Genomic DNA, 21,075 nt, shown 5'->3' on the forward strand with positions numbered 1-21,075 from the left:
TTCCCTTGTGTACGGAGCTGTGGGCTGTCAGCCGTCAGGGTGGAAAAATTAAGTTTCGTCATGGTCTTGGCGATTGCGGAGACCATGGGCGCCCTTGGACTTGTCCAGGTGGACTTGTCCGGGGCTTGGTAATGGAGTGATGCGTCTGAATGGCTTACGCTGACCAGCAAATGAGCGGCAACAAGATTGCTGCGCTTGTCATTGTCGCGTTGATCCACGTGCTCGTCGGCTATGCACTAGTCACGGGTCTCGCCTACGAGGCGGCGAAGAAGGTCATCACCAAGGTGACCACCGTGGACATCAAGGAAGAGAAACCCAAGGAGGAAGAGCCGCCGCCGCCACCTCCCAAGCAGGAAGCGCCGCCGCCGCCCATCGTGGCGCCGCCGCCGCCGATCAACATCGCCCCGGCCCCGCCGCCGGTAACGGTGGTGCGCGAGGCCCCGCCGCCGCCACCGGTGGTGATCCAGACCGCGGCCCCCCCGCCGCCGCCGCCGCCGTCCAAGGCGAAAGGCGCCACGCCGCGGGGCATGAACAGCTGGGCGGGCCGTATCCAGTCCAACTATCCGACCCGCGCCGCTCGTGAAGAGCGTGAGGGCCGCGTCGGTGTACGCGTTTCGATCAATACCGACGGGCGCGTGTCCTCGTGCAGCGTGACCAGCTCGAGCGGCAGCCCGGACCTGGACGAGGCAGCGTGTGACGGCATGACCCGTTACGCCCGCTTCAATCCGGCGCTGGACACCGCCGGCAATCCGACCACGGACACCTATTCGACGGCGATCGTGTACCGACTTAACTAATGGTGAAACGCCGGACCCGCCGGTCCAGGCCCAATCCTGCATTCTTCTTGAGAGGTAATTCGCATGCTTATCGTTGATATCCTTGCCGCTGCGGGTGAAGCCGCGCCCCAGAACAAGTTCGGCTTTGCCGAAGCCCTCGAACAGGGTGGTTTCATTGCCTATGCGACCGTGATCATCCTTGGCGTCATGTCGTTCGGCTCGTTCTACATCCTTTTCACAAAGTGGTTCGAACAGTCGAAGATCCTGCGCCAGTTCAACGCCGTCCGCACCTCGTTCTGGAAGGCCCCGACCCTCAAGGAAGGCGCCACCAAGCTCGAGAAGAACAGCGCCTGGCGCCAGATCGTCGATGACGGCGTGAAGGCTGAGGAAGAAGCTGCGAAGCTGAAGGATCCGACCGAATCCCACGACTGGCTGCACGGCTCGCTCGCCCGTTCGGAAGCGACCATCAACGCCAAGCTGGCTACCGGCCTTCCGTTCCTCGCCACTGTCGGCGCGACCGCTCCGTTCATCGGTCTGTTCGGTACCGTCGTCGGCATCTACCGCGCCCTGATCGCCATCGGCATCGCCGGTTCGGCCTCGATCGACAAGGTCGCCGGTCCGGTCGGTGAAGCCCTGATCATGACCGCGCTCGGTCTGCTCGTCGCGGTTCCGGCCGTGCTTGCCTACAACTACCTGCAGAGCCGCAACAAGCGCATCGCCGAAATGCTGACCGGCTTCTCGACCGACGTGCTCGCCAACATCGCTTCGGGCGGCGCCGTCAAGCCTGCCATCGCCACGGGGTCCGCCAAGCCCGCGGCCGCTCCGGCCAGGCCGGCCGCCGCTCCCGCCAAGCCGTAATGCGCAAGGGACGCGGCGAGCCTCTGGCTGTCTGCCGCGTCCGCCAGGTTCAGGGCGGCGGAACGATGCATGCGTGTCCGTCGCCCTCCCAGGGTAAACGCAAGGATTTAGGATAAGACTATGGCGATATCCATGGGCGGAGGCGGTGAAGACACACCGATGTCCGACATCAACACGACGCCGCTCGTCGACGTCATGCTGGTGCTTCTGATCATCTTCCTGATCGCGGTTCCGGTCGCGATCCAGACGATCGAAAAGCTGCGCCTTCCGATCATCGTTTCCGTCGAATCGAAGGACAAGGTGGAGAACCTTCTCCTGACCGTTTCGACGACCGACAATGGCGGTCGCGACGCCGGTGACCCCGGCTTCGAGGGCGCGTCGCGCAACGGCGACTGCCGCGTCTATTTCAACAACATCACGCCGGTCACGTCGGAAGAACTGCGCGACCGTGCCTTCAAGCGGCTCGACGCAATCGTGAAGCGTGAGGGAGGTCCGGAAGCATTGATGAACAATCCGGAGCTCATTCCGCAGGTCCACATCCGCGGTGACGTCAACGCTCCGTGGCGTTGCATTGCCGGTGCGATCTACAACGTCCAGATCTCGGGCTACCCGACCGTCGGCTTCATTTCGAACCCGGTCGACCCGAACGCCTGACGTTCGTACAGGAACAGGAGTAACATTCCATGGCAATGTCAGGCGGCAGCGATGATGGCTCGCCGATGATGGAGATGAACACGACGCCGCTTATCGACGTCATGCTCGTGCTCCTCATCATGTTCATCATCACCATTCCGGTTGCGACCCACTCGATCGACATCGATCTTCCGGTGGCGACCCCACCGGACTCGACCCCGCCACCGGTCGACCCGATCCGCAACAAGATCGTCATCACCTTTGACGACAAGATCATGTGGAACGGCAACGCGATCGATGGCCAGATGCTGCAGCGTCTCCTAGCGGAAACCACCAGGATCGATCCCGAGCCGGAACTGCAGTACCAGCCGGAACCGCAGGCCAGCTACGAACTCTCGGCCAAGGTGCTGCAGGTCATCAAGGCCTCGCAGGTCACCAAGTTCGGCTTCGTCGGAAACGAGCAGTACTCGGAATTCGGCAAGTAAGCCGGAAACGGAACGGATCCGTCAGGATCACGGAAGGGGCGGAGAAATCCGCCCCTTTTTCGTTGGCTGCTCGCATGGCGGGCACCCCTCATCCCCCGTCCGCCGGTGGGTCAACCCGCATCGCCAGCGAAGCGAGACTCTCCGCTTCGTGGAGAAGTTCGTCGTCGGCCGCGCCGGAAGGCAGGCTCTCTCGGCCGATCATCGACAGGACCGGCACCGACAGCGGACTTATCCGGTCGAGCCGGACGTGATCGATCTCTTTCGCCGCGCGGTCGAGCACATCGGCGACGCGCGCCACGTCGGTCATGCGCGCGCGGGCGTCGGCCCAGGCGGCCTCGATCAGCAGGTGATCGGGCTCGTACTTGCACAGGACGTCGTAGATCAGGTCAGTCGAGAACGTGACCTGTCGCCCGGACTTGCGCTTGCCCGGATGCTGGCGCTCGACCAGTCCGGAAATCACCGCCACTTCGCGAAAGGCCCGGCGCAGCAGGTAGGATTGCTGCACCCAGTCCACGAATTCGTGCGTGAGGATGTCGGGCGAGAGCAGCGCGGCCGGCTCCTCGACCGGCTTCAGCCCCCAGACCGAAAGCGCGTAATCCGTCGCCACGAAGCCGAGCGGCCCCAGCCCGCGATCCTCCATGCGCCGCGTTACAAGCATTCCCAGCGACTGGTTCGCGGGCCAGCCCTCGAACGTGTAATAGGTCGTATAGGCGAGCTTCTCGTGCGGGAAGCTCTCCACCAGCAGACGGCCCGGCGAAGGCAGGTGCGAGCGCGAGGCCTGAACTTCGAGCCATTCGCGCACGTCGTCCGGAAAGCGTGCCCAGCCCGCCCGGTCCGACAGCATGGCGCGGACGCGATCGGCCAGATGCGTCGAGATCGGCATGCGCTGGCCCATGTAGCTCGGGATCGTCGCCGAGCGTCTCGCCGCCCGCACGACCAGTTCGAGGTCTCTCAGCGCTTCGACCTCCAGGTCCATCCCGGCGAACCGGAACGTGTCGCCCGGCTTGAGGCTCGCTCCGAAGCCCTCCTCCACCTTGCCCAGCGAACGTCCGTTGCGGAACCGCACATCGAGCATTTCTGCATCGACGATGATCCCGGCATTGAGGCGGTGGCGCGCGGCGTGTTCGGGATGGGTCAGCCGCCAGGTGCCATCGCGTTCCTTCACGATCCGGCGGAAGCGGTCGTAGGAGCGCAGCGCGTATCCGCCCGTCGCCACGAAATCGAGCACGCGGGCGAAGATCGCATCGTCGACCCAGGCATAGGCAAGCGACGAGCGCACCTCCGCCAGAAAATCCGTCTCTCGAAACGGGCCGGCGCAGGCCCGCGCCATCACGTGCTGCGCGAGAACGTCGAGCCCGCCGGGGCGGAAGGCTTCACCATCGCGCTGCCCTTCGCGCACGGCTTCGCAGGCGGCGAAGGCCTCGAAGAACTCGAAACGGTTGCCCGGCACGAGCAGGGCTTTGCTGGGGGAATCAAGGCGGTGGTTGGCGCGCCCTATGCGCTGCAGCAGGCGCGAGGAGCCCTTGGGCGCGCCCATCTGCACCACAAGGTCGATGTCGCCCCAGTCGACCCCGAGGTCGAGGCTCGCGGTACAGACCAGCGCCCGCAGCTCGCCGCGCGCCATGGCGCCTTCCACCTTGCGTCGCGCCTCTTTCGATAGTGAGCCATGGTGGATGCCGATGGACAGCTTGTCCTCGTTGGCATCCCACAGGCACCGGAATATGTATTCGGCGAGGAAACGGGTGTTGGTGAAGACCAGCGTGGTGCGGTGCGCGCGGATCCGCCCGTATAGCTGGTCGATCGCCCAAGTCGCGGCATGACCGCTCCAGGGCACGCTTTCGTCGCGCGGCAGGAGGATCGAGACCTCGGGATCGGCACCGGCCTCGCCCTGCACCAGTTCGACCGAATCGATCTCCCCCCAGGGCGCGAGCCAGCCGCGATAGGAATCGGGCTCCGCCAGCGTCGCCGAAAGCGCGGCGCGCCGCATCTCCGGCGCCAGTGCCTGGAGACGCGACAGCGACAGCGCCAGCAGGTCGCCGCGCTTGCCGGTCGCGAAGGCATGGACCTCGTCGATCACCACCCGCCGCAGCGTCCGGAACAGCTCGGGCGCCTCCGGATAGCTAAGCAGGAGCGAAAGCGATTCGGGCGTCGTCAGCAGCACATGCGGCGGCCGCGCGCGCTGGCGGGCCTTGCGGTCGGACGGCGTATCCCCGCTGCGCGTCTCGACGCGGATCGGTAGCCCGATCTCCTCGACCGGCGCGATCAGGTTGCGCTGAACGTCATGGGCAAGCGCCTTGAGCGGCGAGACATAGAGCGTGTGCAGACCTTCGGGAGGTGTGGCCTGCCCGAGGCGCGAGGGGCAGAACGCCGCCAGTGTCGGCAGGAACCCGGCAAGCGTCTTGCCCGCGCCGGTGTCGGCGACCAGCAGTGCATGCCGCCCCCGGTCCGCCGCGGCCAGCATCTGCTCCTGATGACGCCGCACGCGCCAGCCGCGCGCGGCGAACCAGCCTTCGATCTCGGCGGGAACCGAAGCGTCGCCAGTCATCTCGGGAAGGGCATCGGGATCAGCCATCGAACCCGCAACATAGCGTTTCGCCGCGGAAAAACATCGCAAAGCGGCTGCGACAACGCAAAGCCCGCTTGCGACGTGCCGTGCAATCCCCGATGAATGCGCGCAACTGGTGCCGGGGGCCATGATTACCGTTGCAACCACTGACCATCTGATCGCCGGCGCCATGGGCCTGGCACTGGGCCTTCTCGTCGGGATCCAGCGCGGCTGGGCCTTGCGCGACTGGGCGCCGGGCTCGCGTTTCGCCGGCATTCGCACTTTCGCGCTCATCGGCCTCGGCGGAAGCATCGCCGGCGTGCTCTACGACAGTGCCCGCGCGCCGGCGACGACATTGCTGGTGGCGATCTGCGTGCTGATTCTCCTTGGCTACGAACGCACCACGCGTGAGAACGAAAGGATCGACGGGACATCCGGCATCGTCGCGCTGATCACCCTCGTCGTCGGGTTTCTTGTCGGCAGCGGAGAACGGCTGCTTGGAACCGCCATCGCCGTCGTCATGGTCCTGCTTCTCGCGATGCGCACGCAGCTCCATGGCTGGGTCAGGCGCCTGAACGAACAGGAGATTCTGTCGATCGCGCGCTTCGCCCTGATCGCGCTCGTCATCTTTCCGCTCCTGCCCGACCAGCCCTTCGGCCCCTATGATGCATGGAACCCGCGCAAGCTCTGGCTCGTGGTCGTGCTGGTCTCGGGCTTCTCGTTCGCGGGCTACTTCGCCGCAAGGATCCTGGGTCCGACCCGAGGCATAATCGCCACTGCCGCGGCCGGATCGCTTGTCTCCTCGACAGCCGTGACGGCATCGCTCGCCACCAAGATGAAGGAAGGGTCCGAAAGCACGATGATTCTCGCGGCCGGGATTTCAGCGGCATCGGTGGTCATGTTCGTGCGCGTGCTGGCGCTGGTCGGAGTGCTCGCTCCGGTCACCTTGTTCGAACTGGCACGGCTGGTGGTGCCCGGAATGATCGTCAGCCTTATCCTCACGGTCTGGTACCTGCGCCGGGCGGCGCGGGAAGACGGCGGAAAGGGCGGCCACGACGTCGAAGTGCGCAATCCGTTCGATATCGGTCCCGCGCTGCTGCTCACGCTGCTGGTCATGGCCCTGACCGTGGCCGCACGATGGGTTCTCGATCACTACGGGGACCAGGGGCTGGCGCTGGTCCTCGCCATCTCTGGGACGGTCGACGTCGATTCGGCGATCATCACGATAGGCAGCCTCGGTCCGGCCGTGCTTCCCCCGAAAACGGCGGGATTTGTCCTGGCGATCCCGGTCGTGCTCAATACCGCTTTCAAGGCCGTCGTCGCCAGCAGTGTCGGCGGATGGCAAAAGGGCAGGCACGGCACGCTGCCGCTCCTCGCCTGCGCGCTGCCGGTCATCCTGATAATGCTGATCCTGCGTTGAGGCTGGCTCCGCCGCTTCGGTTGGGGCGGCGTATTGGCAACCTGCGCCTAACCGTGGAGCGAATTTCCCGCGCGTGCGTTCCACTGATAACGGAAGGGGGCGGAAAGACACTTGAGCCCTGACTGAACTCTTGGGCTCCTTTCCGCTCGTTTCCGTCAACCGATGGAGCCGATCATGAACGAACGTGACCCCTATTCTCGCAACCGGCAGCAAGGCGGACACGATGCGTCCGCGCAGCCTGAACAGTGGCAGACCGAAGCGCCGCGTCGGACGGGCGCCACGCGGAGGGAGCCAGACCAGCAAGCGGCCTACGACGACTATGTCCGCGAGCGCGACCATCGCTCCTCCGCCGCCAGCAGCAGCCCTCGCGGCTATGATCCGACATACCGCGGCGACGAGGCAGACTTGTACCAGAACCCTGACTATCCTTCCGGGCGCGCCTACCCCCGGACGCACGAGACCCAGCCGCAGAGTCGTGCCACAAGGCATGCCCCCCACGCCTACGACACGACCTATGGCAGCGCCTATCCCAGCTTCACCAGCGAGGACTACGGCGGCAGGGACTTGTACGCCGGCAGGGGCGGGGCGTCCGGCGGAATGAGGCCAAGCGGCACTTATGCGTCGGGCCTTAACCTCAGCCGCTGGTTCGATGACGATGACGCCGACCGCCACGAACGCGACTACGACGTTTGGCGCAGTTACGGCCATCGGCGCGGTTTCCTGGACCGCGCCAAGGACGAGGTGGCCAGCTGGTTCGGCGACGACGATGCTTCCCGGCGCCGGGAAATGGACCACTCCGGCCGTGGGCCCTCGGACTATGTCCGTTCCGATGCGCGTATTCGCGAAGACGCGAACGACAACCTCACGAACGATCCCGGGGTGGACGCAACCAACATATCGGTCAGCGTCAGCAATTGCGAAGTGATCCTGGAGGGCACTGTCCACGACCGCTGGGCCAAGCGCAGAGCCGAGGACGCCGTGGACCGGATTTCGGGTGTAAAGCATGTGCAGAACAACCTGCGCATCGCTGACTACAACATGCTCTCCGCCGACCGAAGCGCGCGCGAGGAGGCCTCGTCGAGCGTGTCGCGTTCGAGCGCGAAGGAGCGCTGACATCCAGCCACCGGGAAGAGCCCGGACGCCAATCGCGACAGAGGGCCGGAGCAACCCCGCTCGAAAGAAGAGCGGGGTTGCTCCGTTATGCGGCCTAATGGCCCATCTGTTCTCCGCGCGCGAGCCCCGAAAGCGCCAGCTGTTCGTCAATCTGCGCCATAAGCCGCTCGAGGCCCTCCGGCGTGTCGCTCTCGGCCCTGGCAACCAGCACGTCCTGTGTGTTCGAGGCCCGCAGCAGCCACCAGCCATCATCGGTGGTGACGCGAACCCCGTCGATATCGACGACTCGCGCGCCAGCATCCGACAGGCGCTGCCTGACCTCGTCAATCGCCGCGAACTTGCGGCTCTCATCGACCTGAAAACGCAGCTCGGGCGTATTGAGCATGTCCGGCATGGCGGCGCGCAGTTCGGTGATCGACCTGCCCAGCCGGACGGAGGCCGCGATCAGCCGGACCGCAGCGTAGAGCGCGTCGTCAAAACCGTAGTAGTCGTGCGCGAAGAACACGTGTCCGCTCATCTCTCCCGCCAGGGGAGCACCGGTTTCCCGCATCTTCGCCTTCATCACCGAATGGCCGGTCTTCCACATCAAGGGTTTGCCGCCGTATCGCGCGATGGCATCGAACAATGCGCGTGACGCCTTGATGTCGCCGATCACGGTGGCGCCGGGAACCATCCGCAGCAGATCCTCGGCATAGATCGTCAGCAACTGGTCGCCCCAGATCACGCGGCCCTTGCCGTCAACGGCGCCGATCCGGTCCGCGTCGCCATCGAAGGCGATCCCGAAATCGAGCCCCTCGCGCGCGACCAGCGCCTTGAGATCGGCAAGGTTCCTTTCCTCGGTCGGATCGGGATGATGGTTCGGAAAAGTGCCGTCGACTTCGGTAAAAAGCAGATGGTGCTCGCCCGGCAGCTTCGAGGTCAGCAGTTCCAGCGCCGGCCCCGCCGCGCCGTTGCCCGCGTCCCAGCCGATCCGCAGCGAGGACAGCGCATCGCCGGGCAACCCGGCAAGTCCCTCCAGCACCCTGTCCACGTAGGCGGCCAGCACGTCACGCGTCTCGCTGCTGCCAGAGCCCTCTTCCCAGTCGCCGGCGGCCGCGATCTCGCCGAGCCTGGTTATATCCTCGCCGAAGAACGGCCGGCCCATCAGGACCAACTTGAAGCCGTTGTAATCGGGCGGGTTGTGGCTGCCGGTGATCTGTATGCCGCCCTGCACGTCCCGTGCCGAAGCCTCGGCATAGTAGAGCATCGGCGTCGGTCCCATGCCGATCCGCACCACGTCCGCGCCGCTGGCGGCAAGCCCTTCGACAAGGGCCTCTTCCAGCATCGGCGAGCTGACGCGGCCGTCATAGCCGACCACCACCTTGCTGCCCCCGGCGCGGCGCAGCACCGTGGCGAAACCGCGGCCGATCGCGCGCGCGTCATCGGGCCCCAACGTCTCGCCGATCACGCCGCGAATGTCGTATTCGCGCAATATGGTCGGGTAAAACCGGTGGCTCATTCCCGCTCCGGGATCGCGGCGGGAAGCTCGGCGAGCAGGATGTCGCGCGCCGCGTTGGCCTCGTGGACTTTCTCGTTCGATCCGCCCCGGTCCGGATGGACCCGCGAAATGACCCGCCGGTGCGCCTCGAGGATTTCCTTGCGGCTCGCCCCCTGGCTCAACCCCAGCAAGGCCTGCGCCTGCGCGCGCGGAAAGGCCTGCGGCGAGCGTTTGCGCGCCTGCCAGGGCCAGCGCCCCATGACCATCCGCCAGACGACGCAGGCCAGAACGGCGAGCAAGATGAACTTCATCCGGCGGCGAGCTCCAGTTGCTGCTGGTCGCGTGCCGGAACCGGCAGCTTGAGGCCGGCGAGAAGGCCGCGCAGTTCCTGCCGGGCGACCAGATGGCTGGTGCCCAGTTCGCCAAGGTGCCCCTTGTCGAGCAGCGTCAGGCCCGAGGGGAACAGCTCGCGGTAGATGACGCGTTCCGAAAGGCCGCTGGCGATCCGGAAGCCAACGCGCTTGGACAATTCCTGCAAGGCTCCGTCGAGACGGCGCATGTTGCGCGCCTCGACATGCTGGACGCGGTTGCGCACGACCACCCAGTCAAGCTCGCGGCGCCCCTCCTGAATCGTCTTCATGCCCCGCTTCTTGCGCGTTTCCCACATCAGCTCGGCATAGAACGAGAGCTTCTTGACCTTGAAGGTCTCGCCCTCGACCTGGCCGATGAGGTCGAAATCGACGAAGCTGTCGTTGAGCGGGGTAACCAATGTATCGGCCGTCGTCGCCACATGCCGCGCGAAGGCGTCGTCACGGCCGGGCGTATCGAAGATCAGGAAGTCATGGCCTTCCGCGATCTCCTCCGCGAGCGCGTCCAGTTCCCCGATATCCTCGCCGTCGTAGACCGCAAAACGCGCGCCCGGCAGGGCAATGCCGCGCTTGCGCTCGGTTTCCACCCGGTTCTCCAGATAGCGGAACAGGGTGCGCTGGCGCGGATCGAGGTCGATCGCGGCAACCCTGGCGCCCTGATAGGCAAGACCGATGGCAACGTGAACGGCGGTCGTCGACTTGCCGGTACCGCCCTTTTCGTTTGCGAAGACAATGCGATGCGCTGTCACGAGACCCTGTTCGCTTTCCCTGTTGACGCGGAGTATCACCCCGCCACACTTCAAAATCGTTGCCGGTCAAAGCGCGCCGCGGCTAAAGGCCTGCACGTCCGCCGGTCGTGCGCAACATATCGGAGCCGCCATCAGCAATGCAAACTGTAGACAGCCTTGATCCACTGCGCCGTGCAATCGAGAGCCTGCGCCGTGATGGACCGGTCGCGCTGGTGCCCACCATGGGCGCGCTCCATGAAGGCCATCTGACACTGGTACGCGAGGCCCGGAGCCGCGCCGCCCGTGTGGTTGTCTCGATCTTCGTCAATCCGCTGCAGTTCGGGGCGGGCGAGGATCTCGACGCCTATCCGCGCCAGCTCGAACGCGACTGCGCCCTGCTGGAGGCCGAGGGCGTCGATCTCGTCTGGGCTCCCCGGGGCGACGTCATGTACCCGGCCGGTTTCGCCACCAACATTTCCGTGTCGGGCGTGAGCGAGGGGTTCTGCGGCGCCTCGCGCCCCCGCCATTTCGACGGCGTGGCGACAGTCGTGTGCAAGCTGTTCAACCAGGTCCGGCCGGACACCGCGCTGTTCGGCGAGAAGGACTGGCAGCAGCTCGCGGTGATTCGCCGCATGGCCCGCGATCTCGACCTCACCCGGCCCTTCGCGGACGCGATCATCGGCGTGCCCACCGTGCGTGAGGCGGACGGGCTCGCGATGTCCTCGCGCAATGCCTACCTCGGCCGCGAAGAGCGCGAGCAGGCCGCCGTCCTGCCTCGGGCCATGAAGACAGCCATCGCCGCGATCGAATCGGGAGGCGATGTCGCCGCATCGCTCGCGGCTCTCGAACAGGCGCTCCTCGCCGGCGGCTTTGCCGCGCTCGATTATGCCGCGCTCGCCGACGCGGAAAGCCTCGCGCCGCTGACGACAAGGGGCGACCGGCCCATGCGCCTGCTGGTCGCGGCGCGCATCGGCAAGGCCCGACTGATAGACAACATGGCTGTCCGCCCCCGATGATGTGAGAAATTTTACAGAAAACATCGGTTGTTGCCGGGAAAATTCGGACTAAACTCCTCCCCGATCGCTGAATGGGCAATTGGCTCTACAACGCTTGGGCCAAGAAGGAGGGAGCAATCCAATGGGTAAGGTACTGTGCGCGATTGGCGCGTTCGCTGTCATGCTTTCGTCGTTTTCTGCAAATGCGCAGGACAAGTCTTCGGCCAGGAAACAGCAGGAGCAGGGAACCCAGGAAATCCCCCGTTGCACCAAACATCTCGGCACGGTCGGCATCATCGAGCCGGACAGCAAGTGGTGGCGCGAATTCAACCTGGGCAGCCCTGAAGCGATCTTGCGAGTCTTCGTGCAGCGTTCGGGCTGCTTCACGCTCGTGAACCGTGGCCGCTCGCTGGAGAGCAGCGCCATGGAGCGTGCACTGGCCGAGCAGGGCGAACTGCAGTCCGGCTCCAACATCGGCAAGGGCCAGATCAAGGCGGCCGACTACTTCCTCCAGCCTGACATCGTCAGCACCAACGCCAACTCCGGCGGCGGCGGCATCGGCGGCGTCCTCGGCAGCGTCGGCGGCGGCCTGTTCGGGCGCGGCTTCGGCGCCATTGCCGGGGGTATCAACATCAAGAAGGGCGAGGCGAACGTGACGCTCTCGATCGTCAATTCGCGCACCACGGTCGAGGAAGCGCTGACCGAAGGCTACGCCCGCAAGTCCGATGTCAGCTTTGGCGGGGGCGGCCTGTTCGGCGGCAACACCTTCGGCGGCGTCGGCGGGGGTGGATACCAGAACACCAAGATCGGCCAGATCATCGTGCTCGCCTATCTCGACGCCTACACAAAGCTCGTCACGCAGCTTGGCGGATTGCCCGCCGATGCCGCGGCCGCAGCGCCGCAGGCACGGTGATGGGGGGCGGCCCGGAACGTCGTCTCGCACGGCGTTCCGGGCCGTAGACCCGGCGCCGGAAATCCACGATCCCTTTCGGCGCAAGATGCGACCGACCTTTCAGCGCGCTGTCACCAGCAGGGATCGCCAGTCACCTTCCAGATCGCTGTCGCGCGTCATCAGAACGTCCGGCAGGTTCGGTCGCTGCGGGCCGAGATCGGCGATGGCCTTCTCGATCGTGGCCAGGCGATCGTTCCACGCGGGGTGGGAACGGCTGCGCAATATGCCTCCGGCGTGTTCCGGACCGAAGGTCCGCCAGAACCGCACGGCCGCCTGCGGATCATACCCGGCATTGGCGAGCAGCGACACCGAGAGGATATCTGCCTCCAGCTCGGTCTGGCGAAAATAGCGGACGTTGCGGCCGAACCCGGAAAGCAATCCGTATGCGACACCCTTCTTCTCCAGCCGTTCGCGGTGACGCAGGATGTTGTGCGCCAGTTCATGCGCAATCACCGCGGCTACCTGATCCTGCGGATATTCCTCGAAGAAGCGGCTGCTAATCTGCACCATTTCGCCGTCGGCGTCCGCTGTAAACTCTTGCCTGATAGCCACTTCGAACCGCGTCATGCAGGCGGGCACGGGCGTAACGAGGCGGATAAAATCCTGTCCATTGCGGCGCCCGGCGACCTCCAGCGGCGCCTGCGCGGGCTGGGCGGCAATCTGGCGCGAAACCGCGATCAGCGCGGCGGTACTCGCTTCGGCCTCGGGATCGGTGAGCGCAAACCGCGCCGTGCCGATGCGAAAGAGAGTATCGTCGGCCTGCATCCCTGAGGATGCCGCGGGCGACCCCGCGATCACCACCTCGACGCCGACAGGCCCGTCGAAATGGAAGTGACCCACCGCTTCGCCGCGCAGCTTGCGGGCATACTGGCCCGGCGTATGGAGCACGAGCCCCAGCCCAGGTTCCAGGCGATCGCAGAGCGGCGCGTTCGCGGTGGCGAGGCGATAGCCGATCCGCGCCATCGCGGCATCCGCGTCCCGGAGCGCCTCGAACACCGCGTCGTCCGCCGATGCCGGCGCCGCAAGCACGAATGCGGCGAGAACGGAGAGCCCCGCGATCCCCCGTCCGGCCCTGATGCCCCACCCGTTCAGGATTTCAATCCAGCTTTTGACGGTTGCAAGCCGGTCACGATTCACTATTTGCCTACGCTCAGGGTTCATGAGGGAGTACTACCGTCGGACCGATGATTGCGAAACTCTTCTCTCGACGATCGAAAAATTCCGCCATGGCCGCCGCCGTTCCCGAAGGACGGCGGCTTTATGCGATCGGCGACATCCATGGCCGCGCCGATCTTCTCGATGGGTTGCTCGCGCGCATCCTTGCCGACGAACAGGCAAGGGGAGGACCGGCCGGAGAGCTGATATTCCTGGGCGACCTGGTCGATCGCGGCCCCGATTCGGCGCAAGTGATCGAACGCCTCATCGCACTGCGCGAACAGCGGCCAGGCACCCGCTTCCTGCTGGGAAACCACGAGGAAGTGTTCCTCTCCGCGCTCGGCGGGGACAGGAAGGCGCTCCGGCTGTTTCACCGGATCGGCGGGGCGGAAACGATTCTCAGCTACGGAATTACGCCAGCAGCCTATGCCGCCGCCGATTTCGACGAACTGGCCGCCATGTTCCAGGCCGCTGTTCCCGACGCCCACCGCGCGTTTCTGGAATCCTTCGAGGACATGATCATCGAGGGCGATTACGTTTTCGTGCATGCCGGCGTACGCCCCGGGGTGGCCCTGACGGAACAACGGCCGAGCGACCTGCGCTGGATCCGGGAGGAATTCCTCTCCTGGGGCGATCCTCTTGAAAAAGTAGTCGTTCACGGCCACTCGATATTCGAAGAGGTGGTTGAACTTCCGCACCGGATCGGGCTCGATACCGGCGCCTATCGCCATGGCATTCTGACAGCCATGGCATTTGAAGGGTGCGACCGCTGGATACTGCAGGAACAGCGTCAATTCGAAGCTGCGGCGGCGTGACTGAAGTTACACTGTAATAATTTCTTAACTCGTCTCGCCGATAGCACATGTCGAATCGACGAAAGCTTCAGCGCCCTGCGTTAAATTCCGTTAAGCCGCTTGTGCGGTTGCGGAGGCGATGCTACCGCGCCGTTGAATCAAGGTTTAATTAGGGAGCATATGGTTATGCGTTTGAAGAAACTGCTTACCGCGGTCGCGGTGTCGTCGCTGATCGCCACGCCGGCGCTGGCGAATGAAGCCGCGTCGCTGTCGGTTGCCAAGGCGGCGACTTCGGCCAAGAAGTCGAACAAGCTGAACGGCACCACCATCGCGGTCGGCCTTCTCGCCACTGCGGCGGTTGTCGGCGGCATCCTCGCCATCACCGACGACAACGACGATTCGGACAGCAACTGAGCTGTCAGATCGAGTTTACGGAAAAATGGCGGCCACCGGCCGCCATTTTTTTGTCCGGCGGGCGCTCCCGTACCCCCCGGTTGCCACGGCAATGCGGAACCGCGATGATCGTCATCACGGCAGCCCGACGCGATAGATGATTGCCCTGCGGGGTATATAGTCACCTCTGGAGAGGAAGAACCCCACCCGGCGCATTCGCGGGGTCCGCCCTATCCGCCGCCCAGCTTCACAACCAGCCAGACAACCCCGACGATCAGCGGCGCGCCGGCGATGTCGAGCAGCAGGCCCGACTTGATCATGCGCGGCAGTTCTATGCGGCCGGTGGCCCAGGCTATGGCGTTCGGCCCGGTTCCCGCCGGCAGCATGAAACCCCAGCTCGCCGCCAGCGCCGCAGGCATGGCGAGCAGCATGGGATCGGCCCCCAGCGCCACCGACAGGCTCGCCACGACCGGCATGATCCCGCTCGCCGTGGCGACGTTGCTGGCGAATTCGGTGATCGCGATGACCATGGCGACGATTGCCAGGGCAACCACGGGAAGCGGGATGGAAGACAGCGGCAGCAGTGACTGACCGAGCCATTCGGCCAGCCCCGATTGCCCCATGCCCTCGGCAAGGGCGAGGCCTCCGCCAAACATCATGATCACTCCCCAGGGCGCGCGGTCGGCTTCGGCCCAGTTCAGCAGCGGCCGGCCGGTTCCATCGGGCACGATGAAGAGCAGCAGCCCGACCGCGACGGCGATGGTCCCATCGGTGAGCGACCCTGCGGGCAGCCAAGGAGCGATGATCGGCGTGAGCATCCACAGCGCGAAGGCGGTGGCCACCAGCGGGACGAGGCGGCGCTCGGGCGTGGTCCAGGTGGGCTGGACGGTGATAGCGCTCCGGGCCGAAGCTATGTCGAAAGGATGGGTCGCCACCGCCTGCATGCGCGCGATGATCCAGGCCGCCAGCGGTATCCCCACCAGGACGACGGGCACGCCGGTCAGACTCCATTGGGCAAAGCTGATGCGCATGCCGATCATCGAATCCAGCAGGCCCACCGCGATGGCATTGGTCGGTGAACCGACGATCGTTCCCAGTCCGCCGATCGAGGCGGCAAAGGCGATCCCCATCGGCAGCGCGCCGGCAAGCCCCTCTCGCTCGTCCGCACGAATGCCTCCCGCTTCGATCACGGCCAGCGCCATCGGCATCATTATGAGCGCCGTCGAGGTGTTGGAAATCGCCATCGACAGGATCGCCGCAGCCATCATGAACGCGAACAGCAGCCGCCCGGCTCCGCCCGACGCGCCGAGGCCATCGAGCAGCGCGAGGGCAAGCCTGCGGTGCAGGCCGGTCCGCTCGATCGCCAGCGCCAGAAAGGCGCCGCCCAGAATCAGGAAGAGTATCGGCGAATAGTAGCTCGACGCCGTCTCGGTGGCGCTCATCACGCCGGCAAAGGGCAGCACGAGGAAGGGGAGCAGCGCCGTGGCGGTCAGCGGTATCGCCTCGGTCATCCACCAGCAGGCCATCAGCGCGACGAGCCCGGCAACGATCCAGGCCTGCGGCGCCATGCCCGCTGGTTGAGGCAGGACGATCGTGGCCCCGAACAGCACCAGCCCCGCTACCAGCCCGATCCTTCTGGAGTTCATGCCCGTGTTCGCTCCCATCCCCGTTTGGCGGCCTTAATACCAAGCTGCAGTGATCCCGACCTATGAGGATTGCCAGTCCCGTTTGCTGGCAAAGAGCAGCGGAAACGGCGATGTGGTTCATCGTCGTGACGCTGCGACGAAGTCCAGCGGACGGGACTGGCAACCCTGCGGGCGGCCAACTGGCGGCCCTCGGACATCGTCACGCCCTCGGAACGATGAACCACATCGCCCCTTCGGACGTTCCTCGCCGAGAACCGCCAGTTGGCCGTCCTCACAGGCCGGGATCACTGCAGCTTGGTATAAGGCACAAAAACAGCGAAGATGCGAGGGGCCATCGGCCCGGAGCGGATCAGCAGGCTTCGAAGCCTGCCTCTATTCTTCCGGGGGCAAATCGCGATCCAGCAGATCGTCGGTGACTTCCATCAGCAGTAGCGGATCGTCCGCCCATTCGCAGATGGCATCGACAAAGGCCGCGCGCGTCTCCTGATCGGCATAGACCATCTTCGCGTCATAGGCCCGCTGCCACGTCTCGCGATCGGGCCATTCGGCCATGCCGATAAAGCGGCCATTGTCTTCGTCCCAGTGAAGCCGCGAACCGAGCGAGCCGTACCGCTCCCGGATCAGTTCCGTCCCGCGCCGCCACGCCGCGCGAAACTGCTCCTCCTTGCCAAGATGGACCTTCCACCAATAGGCGGCGACGAACATGGGCTGCTCCTTTCAGAGGCTTTCGACGTTCTGGCGGAACCAGTCTGTCACTCTCGACTCCGATAGTCCGCCCCCGCTCCGGCTTCAAATAGATGGCGGGTTAACCGCCCTCAATGCGCCGTTGGCCCATGCCCATAGGCCGAGAAAAGCTCCAGCATCGCGTCAGCCGTAACCCCGTTGCGCTGGGCGCGGCCAAGGAGGCTGTCCTCGCTGCGGACGATTAGCAGAGGTCGCTGGCGATCGGGGCGGGGATGCACTTCGAGTGCTTCCGACTCTTCTTCGGAATATCCCGTCAGGCGGTTGCACAGCCAGCCGGGCCAAAGGACCTCATCGCCGTAGTCCCCGCTGTCGAAACCAGCGAGGTACTTGTCGAAGTTCGCGCGGAACAGCGACGTCCAGCAGCCGAAGCCCCACGGCTGGGCGATCCCGTGAACCGGGATTTCGAGGACTGCGCGGATCATGAAATGCCCGCCTTCCAGCACGCAGAAATCCTCAGAGAGGAAATTGCTATCGAGCCGAAGGGCCGCGTTGGGCTCGTAGGTGCGTTCCTCCGGCCAGGGATCGGGCGCCATGGCGGCAAGGTCCATCAGCCCGCGATGCGTCTCGCCGCAGCAGGTGCAGCGCCAGTCACGCTGCAGCAACCGCAGCGAAATCCCACCCGTCTCGGGCGGAGCGCCCTTCGCCTTGCGCCGGAAAAAGCGGATCATTCCTCCGCCGGCAGATAAAGCTCGTTGCCCTTTTCCTTGTAGACCGCGCTCATCGCCTTCATGCCTGCTTCGGCCTCTTCCGCCGCGATGAACCCCGTGCTTTCCTGATTCTGCTTGGCGGCGAAGTCGCGCACTTCCTGGCTGATCTTCATCGAGCAGAACTTGGGCCCGCACATCGAGCAGAAGTGCGCGGTCTTGGCGCCTTCGGCGGGAAGCGTCTGGTCGTGGTACTGCTCGGCGGTGTCGGGATCGAGCGAGAGGTTGAACTGGTCGCGCCAGCGGAATTCGAAGCGGGCCTTGCTCAGGGCGTCGTCCCGCACTTGCGCAGCGGGGTGGCCCTTGGCGAGGTCGGCGGCATGGGCGGCGAGTTTGTAGGTGACCACTCCCACCTTCACGTCGTCGCGGTCGGGCAGGCCGAGGTGCTCCTTGGGCGTGACGTAGCAGAGCATCGCCGTGCCGTACCAGCCGATCTGGGCGGCGCCGATGCCGCTGGTGATATGGTCATAGCCCGGCGCGATGTCGGTGGTGAGCGGCCCGAGGGTGTAGAACGGCGCCTCGCCGCAGGCCTCGAGCTGCTTTTCCATGTTCTCCTTGATCTTGTGCATCGGCACGTGGCCGGGGCCTTCGATCATCACCTGCACGTCCTGCGCCCAGGCGCGCTTGGTCAGCTCGCCCAGGGTGTAAAGCTCGGCGAACTGCGCCTCGTCGTTGGCGTCGTAAATCGAGCCGGGGCGCAGGCCATCGCCCAGCGAATAGGCAACGTCGTAGGCCTTCATGATCTCGGTGATCTCGTCGAAGCGCTCGTAGAGGAACGATTCCTTGTGATGGGCCAGGCACCACTTGGCCATAATCGAGCCGCCCCGGCTGACGATACCTGTCATGCGTTTGGCGGCGAGCGGCACATAGGGCAGACGCACGCCGGCGTGGATAGTGAAATAGTCGACCCCCTGCTCGGCCTGTTCGATCAAGGTATCGGCGAAGATCTCCCAAGTCAGGTCTTCGGCAATGCCGCCGACCTTTTCCAGCGCCTGATAGATCGGCACGGTGCCGATCGGCACGGGGCTGTTGCGGATGATCCATTCGCGCGTGTCATGGATGTTGCGGCCCGTCGAGAGGTCCATCACCGTATCCGCGCCCCAGCGGATCGACCAGACCATCTTGTCGACTTCGGACGCGACGTCCGAGGCCACGGCCGAGTTGCCGATATTGGCGTTGATCTTGACGAGGAAGTTGCGGCCGATCGCCATCGGCTCGGCTTCGGGATGGTTGACGTTGCTGGGGATGATCGCCCGGCCGCGCGCCACTTCGTCGCGGACGAATTCGGGCGTCACGTAGTCGGGAATGGAGGCGCCGAAGCTCTCACCGTCGCGCTTGTATTCCTTGAGGCGCGCACGGCCGAGATTCTCGCGCTCGGCGACATATTCCATTTCCGGCGTGATGATGCCCCGGCGGGCATAGTGCATCTGCGAGAGGTTCCTGCCCGCCTTGGCGCGCAGCGGACGGCGCAGCACGGTTGGGAAGGGAGGCACACCGCCCGAACGGTCCGGACCGAGCTGGCCGTTGTCTTCCGGCTTCACCTCGCGCGGTTCGTACTCCTCGACATCGCCGCGCGCGAGCTGCCACTCACGGCGCAGCGCGGGCAGGCCGGCGGCAATGTCGATCGCCGCGTCGGGATCGGTGTAGGGGCCGGACGTGTCATAGACGCGCACGGGCGGCTCGCCCGAGCCGGGCTCGAGGCTGATCTCGCGCATGGCGACGCGGCGTTCGCCCACATAGATCTTCCTGGACCCACGGATGGGGCCGGTAGTTACGCCGATTTCCAGCTTGGAGTTGATGTCGGCCATATGCGCTCCTTCGGGTGGGCTTTCGGGAGCAGAGCCGGATGGCGGCCGTCCACTCCCTCCGCCCGTGCTAACGGGTTCAGGTTCGACGGGTCGTGTGGAGCATACCCACACCTCTCAGGCTTTTTTCGTCCCACATTCGAAACATCGATGTGGGATGCTGCCTCCCCGGGGTTGCGCGGACAATAGACGGACAGCGGCGGGCCGTCTAGGCACCTGCGCGTCGTGCCGATGCTCTATCGCCTGGATGTTGCCGCAAGCGCGGTGGGTCGTGCCTTCGGCGCCGAGGCGGGCAACGATCCGTGGCGCGGCGGGCATGTTGCGCCGGGCAGCTTCGCGCCGGTCATCACGGCGGGGCGGGAGATGATCGCCGGCCCGCGCCCTTCGGAAAGGCAGCCGAGCCGCATGGTGCCGAGACTATGGGGCGTGCCGCCGCCGCCCTCGGTCCACGACGCGCCGCGTCACGGCATCCTTTCGGTGCGCAACGCCGACAGCCCGTTCTGGATCGGCAATTTGCGCAACAGCGAATTCCGCTGCCTGGTGCCCTGCACGGCCTTCATGGAATGGGGCCGGACGCGCGACAGGGAAGGCAAGCGCAGCCAGCACTGGTTCGCGCTGGCCGACCAGCCGGTCTTCGCCATGGCCGGCGTGTGGAAGGACAGCGAGATTCCCGGATTCGCGCTGCTCACCTGCGAGGCCAATGCCGCGCTCCGCGCCGCCGGCCGCGACACGATGCCGGTGATTCTCTCGCCCGACCGCGCCGCGCAGGACCTCTGGCTCCACGGCGGCTGGGACAGGGCGGGCAGGCTGATCGTGCCCTATTCGTCGTCGCTCATGCGCGAGCGCGGTTCCCCGGCCGGCTGAAGCCGTCACGCGTGCGGCGGCAGTTTCAGAAACGCGCGATCCCCACCGCCACCAGTACCAGGCCGAGCACCACGGAAAGCCAGGCCCAGAGCCTCGATAGCGGTCCGAAACGGCGCAGCCAGAAGGCGATGTAGACATCCGAAAAGGCAAGGACGATCAGCGCCTCGACGATCATCAACCCGCCCATTACGCTCATGGCGCTCGAAAGCCAGTCCGCCGAGGCCCAGGGATTGACGATGTAGATCGCCGCGCCAAGAAAGAGTTCGAGCAGGGCCATGATCAGCTGCAACGCCGGGGACGTGGCCATTTCACTCAGCATCTTGCGCCAGTGGCCTGTCTGCCGCAGTTCGCCGATACCGGCGAAAAGCGCGAAGGCCCCCAGGAACAGCGCCGTCCAGGCAGGTGCGAGCGAAAGGTCGGGCATTATCGATATCCTCCAAAACCAAACGCCGATCCCGCAGGGAGGATGGACCGGCAGCAACATACAGTAAAGACGGTTCTTTCCCGAAGGTTCCGCAGGGCTCCGAACTCAGGTTAACGGAAAAAAGGGTCTTTACGATTTGAGCGAAGGCTGAATCTGTGTGCGCGCTATTTGGGAGGCGCACATGGACGAGTGGGAC

General features: G+C 65.2%; 21 protein-coding genes. 11 read left to right on the forward strand and 10 right to left on the reverse strand.

Annotation, left to right across the window (positions count from 1 at the left end; translation table 11 throughout):
* The first annotated feature begins 149 nt into the window (after positions 1-149).
* The 4 genes from IEX32_RS04700 (at position 150) to IEX32_RS04715 (ending at position 2,752) form a co-directional block, all read left to right on the forward strand.
* Entirely contained in the window at positions 150-797 is a 648-nt protein-coding gene (locus IEX32_RS04700) for a TonB family protein (RefSeq protein ID WP_188768908.1), read from the forward strand.
* A gap of 63 nt (positions 798-860) precedes the next feature.
* Positions 861-1,634 (forward strand): MotA/TolQ/ExbB proton channel family protein, encoded by a 774-nt coding sequence (locus IEX32_RS04705; protein ID WP_188768910.1) that lies wholly within the window; start codon positions 861-863, stop codon positions 1,632-1,634.
* 120 nt (positions 1,635-1,754) lie between these two features.
* On the forward strand, positions 1,755-2,288 hold the full coding sequence (locus tag IEX32_RS04710) for an ExbD/TolR family protein (RefSeq protein WP_188768912.1): 534 nt from the start codon (positions 1,755-1,757) through the stop codon (positions 2,286-2,288).
* Positions 2,289-2,317: 29 nt separating this feature from the next.
* Entirely contained in the window at positions 2,318-2,752 is a 435-nt protein-coding gene (locus tag IEX32_RS04715; protein WP_188768914.1) for an ExbD/TolR family protein, read from the forward strand.
* Positions 2,753-2,840: 88 nt separating this feature from the next.
* Here the strand turns inward: IEX32_RS04715 and IEX32_RS04720 are convergent, their stop codons facing one another.
* Positions 2,841-5,297 (reverse strand): ligase-associated DNA damage response DEXH box helicase, encoded by a 2,457-nt coding sequence (locus IEX32_RS04720; protein WP_188769010.1) that lies wholly within the window; start codon positions 5,295-5,297, stop codon positions 2,841-2,843.
* 148 nt (positions 5,298-5,445) lie between these two features.
* Between IEX32_RS04720 and IEX32_RS04725 the strand changes: the two genes are divergently transcribed.
* Both IEX32_RS04725 and IEX32_RS20600 read left to right on the forward strand, forming a co-directional pair.
* Positions 5,446-6,717 carry an MgtC/SapB family protein gene (locus tag IEX32_RS04725; protein WP_188768916.1) on the forward strand — a complete coding sequence of 424 codons (1,272 nt, stop codon included), beginning with the start codon at positions 5,446-5,448 and terminating at the stop codon, positions 6,715-6,717.
* 174 nt (positions 6,718-6,891) lie between these two features.
* A complete protein-coding gene (locus IEX32_RS20600; protein WP_229736001.1) occupies positions 6,892-7,830 on the forward strand; it encodes a BON domain-containing protein in 939 nt (312 codons plus the stop codon).
* A 94-nt stretch (positions 7,831-7,924) separates the two neighbouring features.
* Here IEX32_RS20600 and pgmG read toward each other — a convergent pair whose 3' ends face one another.
* Genes pgmG through IEX32_RS04745 form a run of 3 tightly spaced genes read right to left on the reverse strand, consistent with a single transcriptional unit; the run spans position 7,925 to position 10,424 of the window.
* Positions 7,925-9,328: a phosphoglucomutase/phosphomannomutase PgmG gene (gene pgmG, locus IEX32_RS04735; RefSeq protein WP_188768917.1), complete on the reverse strand. Its 1,404-nt coding sequence runs from the start codon at positions 9,326-9,328 to the stop codon at positions 7,925-7,927.
* Positions 9,325-9,618 (reverse strand): J domain-containing protein, encoded by a 294-nt coding sequence (locus tag IEX32_RS04740; RefSeq protein ID WP_188768920.1) that lies wholly within the window; start codon positions 9,616-9,618, stop codon positions 9,325-9,327. Before IEX32_RS04740 ends, pgmG begins: the two co-directional genes overlap by 4 nt.
* On the reverse strand, positions 9,615-10,424 hold the full coding sequence (locus IEX32_RS04745) for a division plane positioning ATPase MipZ (RefSeq protein WP_188769013.1): 810 nt from the start codon (positions 10,422-10,424) through the stop codon (positions 9,615-9,617). The genes IEX32_RS04740 and IEX32_RS04745 overlap by 4 nt, the downstream gene beginning before the upstream one ends.
* 137 nt (positions 10,425-10,561) lie before the next feature.
* On the opposite strand from IEX32_RS04745, the gene panC reads away from it, so the two are divergent.
* Both panC and IEX32_RS04755 read left to right on the forward strand, forming a co-directional pair.
* A complete protein-coding gene (gene panC, locus IEX32_RS04750) occupies positions 10,562-11,419 on the forward strand; it encodes a pantoate--beta-alanine ligase (RefSeq protein ID WP_188768921.1) in 858 nt (285 codons plus the stop codon).
* Between the two features lie 121 nt (positions 11,420-11,540).
* Positions 11,541-12,311: a CsgG/HfaB family protein gene (locus IEX32_RS04755; RefSeq protein ID WP_188768923.1), complete on the forward strand. Its 771-nt coding sequence runs from the start codon at positions 11,541-11,543 to the stop codon at positions 12,309-12,311.
* Between the two features lie 99 nt (positions 12,312-12,410).
* On the opposite strand, the gene IEX32_RS04760 is transcribed toward IEX32_RS04755, so the two are convergent.
* Positions 12,411-13,487, reverse strand: a complete 1,077-nt coding sequence (locus IEX32_RS04760; protein ID WP_188768932.1) for a M48 family metallopeptidase — start codon at positions 13,485-13,487, stop codon at positions 12,411-12,413.
* 47 nt (positions 13,488-13,534) lie between these two features.
* Here IEX32_RS04760 and IEX32_RS04765 point away from each other — a divergent pair, with 47 nt between their 5' ends.
* Complete coding sequence (locus IEX32_RS04765; protein ID WP_188768934.1) at positions 13,535-14,320, forward strand: metallophosphoesterase family protein; 786 nt, start codon at positions 13,535-13,537, stop codon at positions 14,318-14,320.
* Between the two features lie 165 nt (positions 14,321-14,485).
* On the forward strand, positions 14,486-14,713 hold the full coding sequence (locus tag IEX32_RS04770; RefSeq protein WP_188768936.1) for a hypothetical protein: 228 nt from the start codon (positions 14,486-14,488) through the stop codon (positions 14,711-14,713).
* A gap of 209 nt (positions 14,714-14,922) precedes the next feature.
* Here IEX32_RS04770 and IEX32_RS04775 read toward each other — a convergent pair whose 3' ends face one another.
* The 4 genes from IEX32_RS04775 to thiC all read right to left on the reverse strand — a co-directional run bounded on the left by IEX32_RS04775 (position 14,923) and on the right by thiC (position 19,594).
* Positions 14,923-16,356: an SLC13 family permease gene (locus tag IEX32_RS04775; RefSeq protein WP_188768945.1), complete on the reverse strand. Its 1,434-nt coding sequence runs from the start codon at positions 16,354-16,356 to the stop codon at positions 14,923-14,925.
* Positions 16,357-16,710: 354 nt separating this feature from the next.
* Entirely contained in the window at positions 16,711-17,043 is a 333-nt protein-coding gene (locus tag IEX32_RS04780; protein WP_188768947.1) for an antibiotic biosynthesis monooxygenase family protein, read from the reverse strand.
* A 110-nt stretch (positions 17,044-17,153) separates the two neighbouring features.
* Positions 17,154-17,750, reverse strand: a complete 597-nt coding sequence (locus tag IEX32_RS04785; protein ID WP_188768949.1) for a DUF2199 domain-containing protein — start codon at positions 17,748-17,750, stop codon at positions 17,154-17,156.
* A complete protein-coding gene (gene thiC, locus IEX32_RS04790; RefSeq protein WP_188768951.1) occupies positions 17,747-19,594 on the reverse strand; it encodes a phosphomethylpyrimidine synthase ThiC in 1,848 nt (615 codons plus the stop codon). The genes IEX32_RS04785 and thiC overlap by 4 nt, the downstream gene beginning before the upstream one ends.
* 228 nt (positions 19,595-19,822) lie before the next feature.
* Between thiC and IEX32_RS04795 the strand changes: the two genes are divergently transcribed.
* Entirely contained in the window at positions 19,823-20,455 is a 633-nt protein-coding gene (locus tag IEX32_RS04795) for an SOS response-associated peptidase family protein (protein ID WP_188768953.1), read from the forward strand.
* A gap of 25 nt (positions 20,456-20,480) precedes the next feature.
* Here IEX32_RS04795 and IEX32_RS04800 read toward each other — a convergent pair whose 3' ends face one another.
* Positions 20,481-20,879, reverse strand: coding sequence for a hypothetical protein (locus tag IEX32_RS04800; RefSeq protein ID WP_188768955.1), 399 nt, complete (start codon positions 20,877-20,879; stop codon positions 20,481-20,483).
* Positions 20,880-21,075 lie beyond the last annotated feature (196 nt).

This window comes from Novosphingobium endophyticum, from assembly GCF_014640675.1.
Taxonomy (GTDB): domain Bacteria; phylum Pseudomonadota; class Alphaproteobacteria; order Sphingomonadales; family Sphingomonadaceae; genus Novosphingobium; species Novosphingobium endophyticum.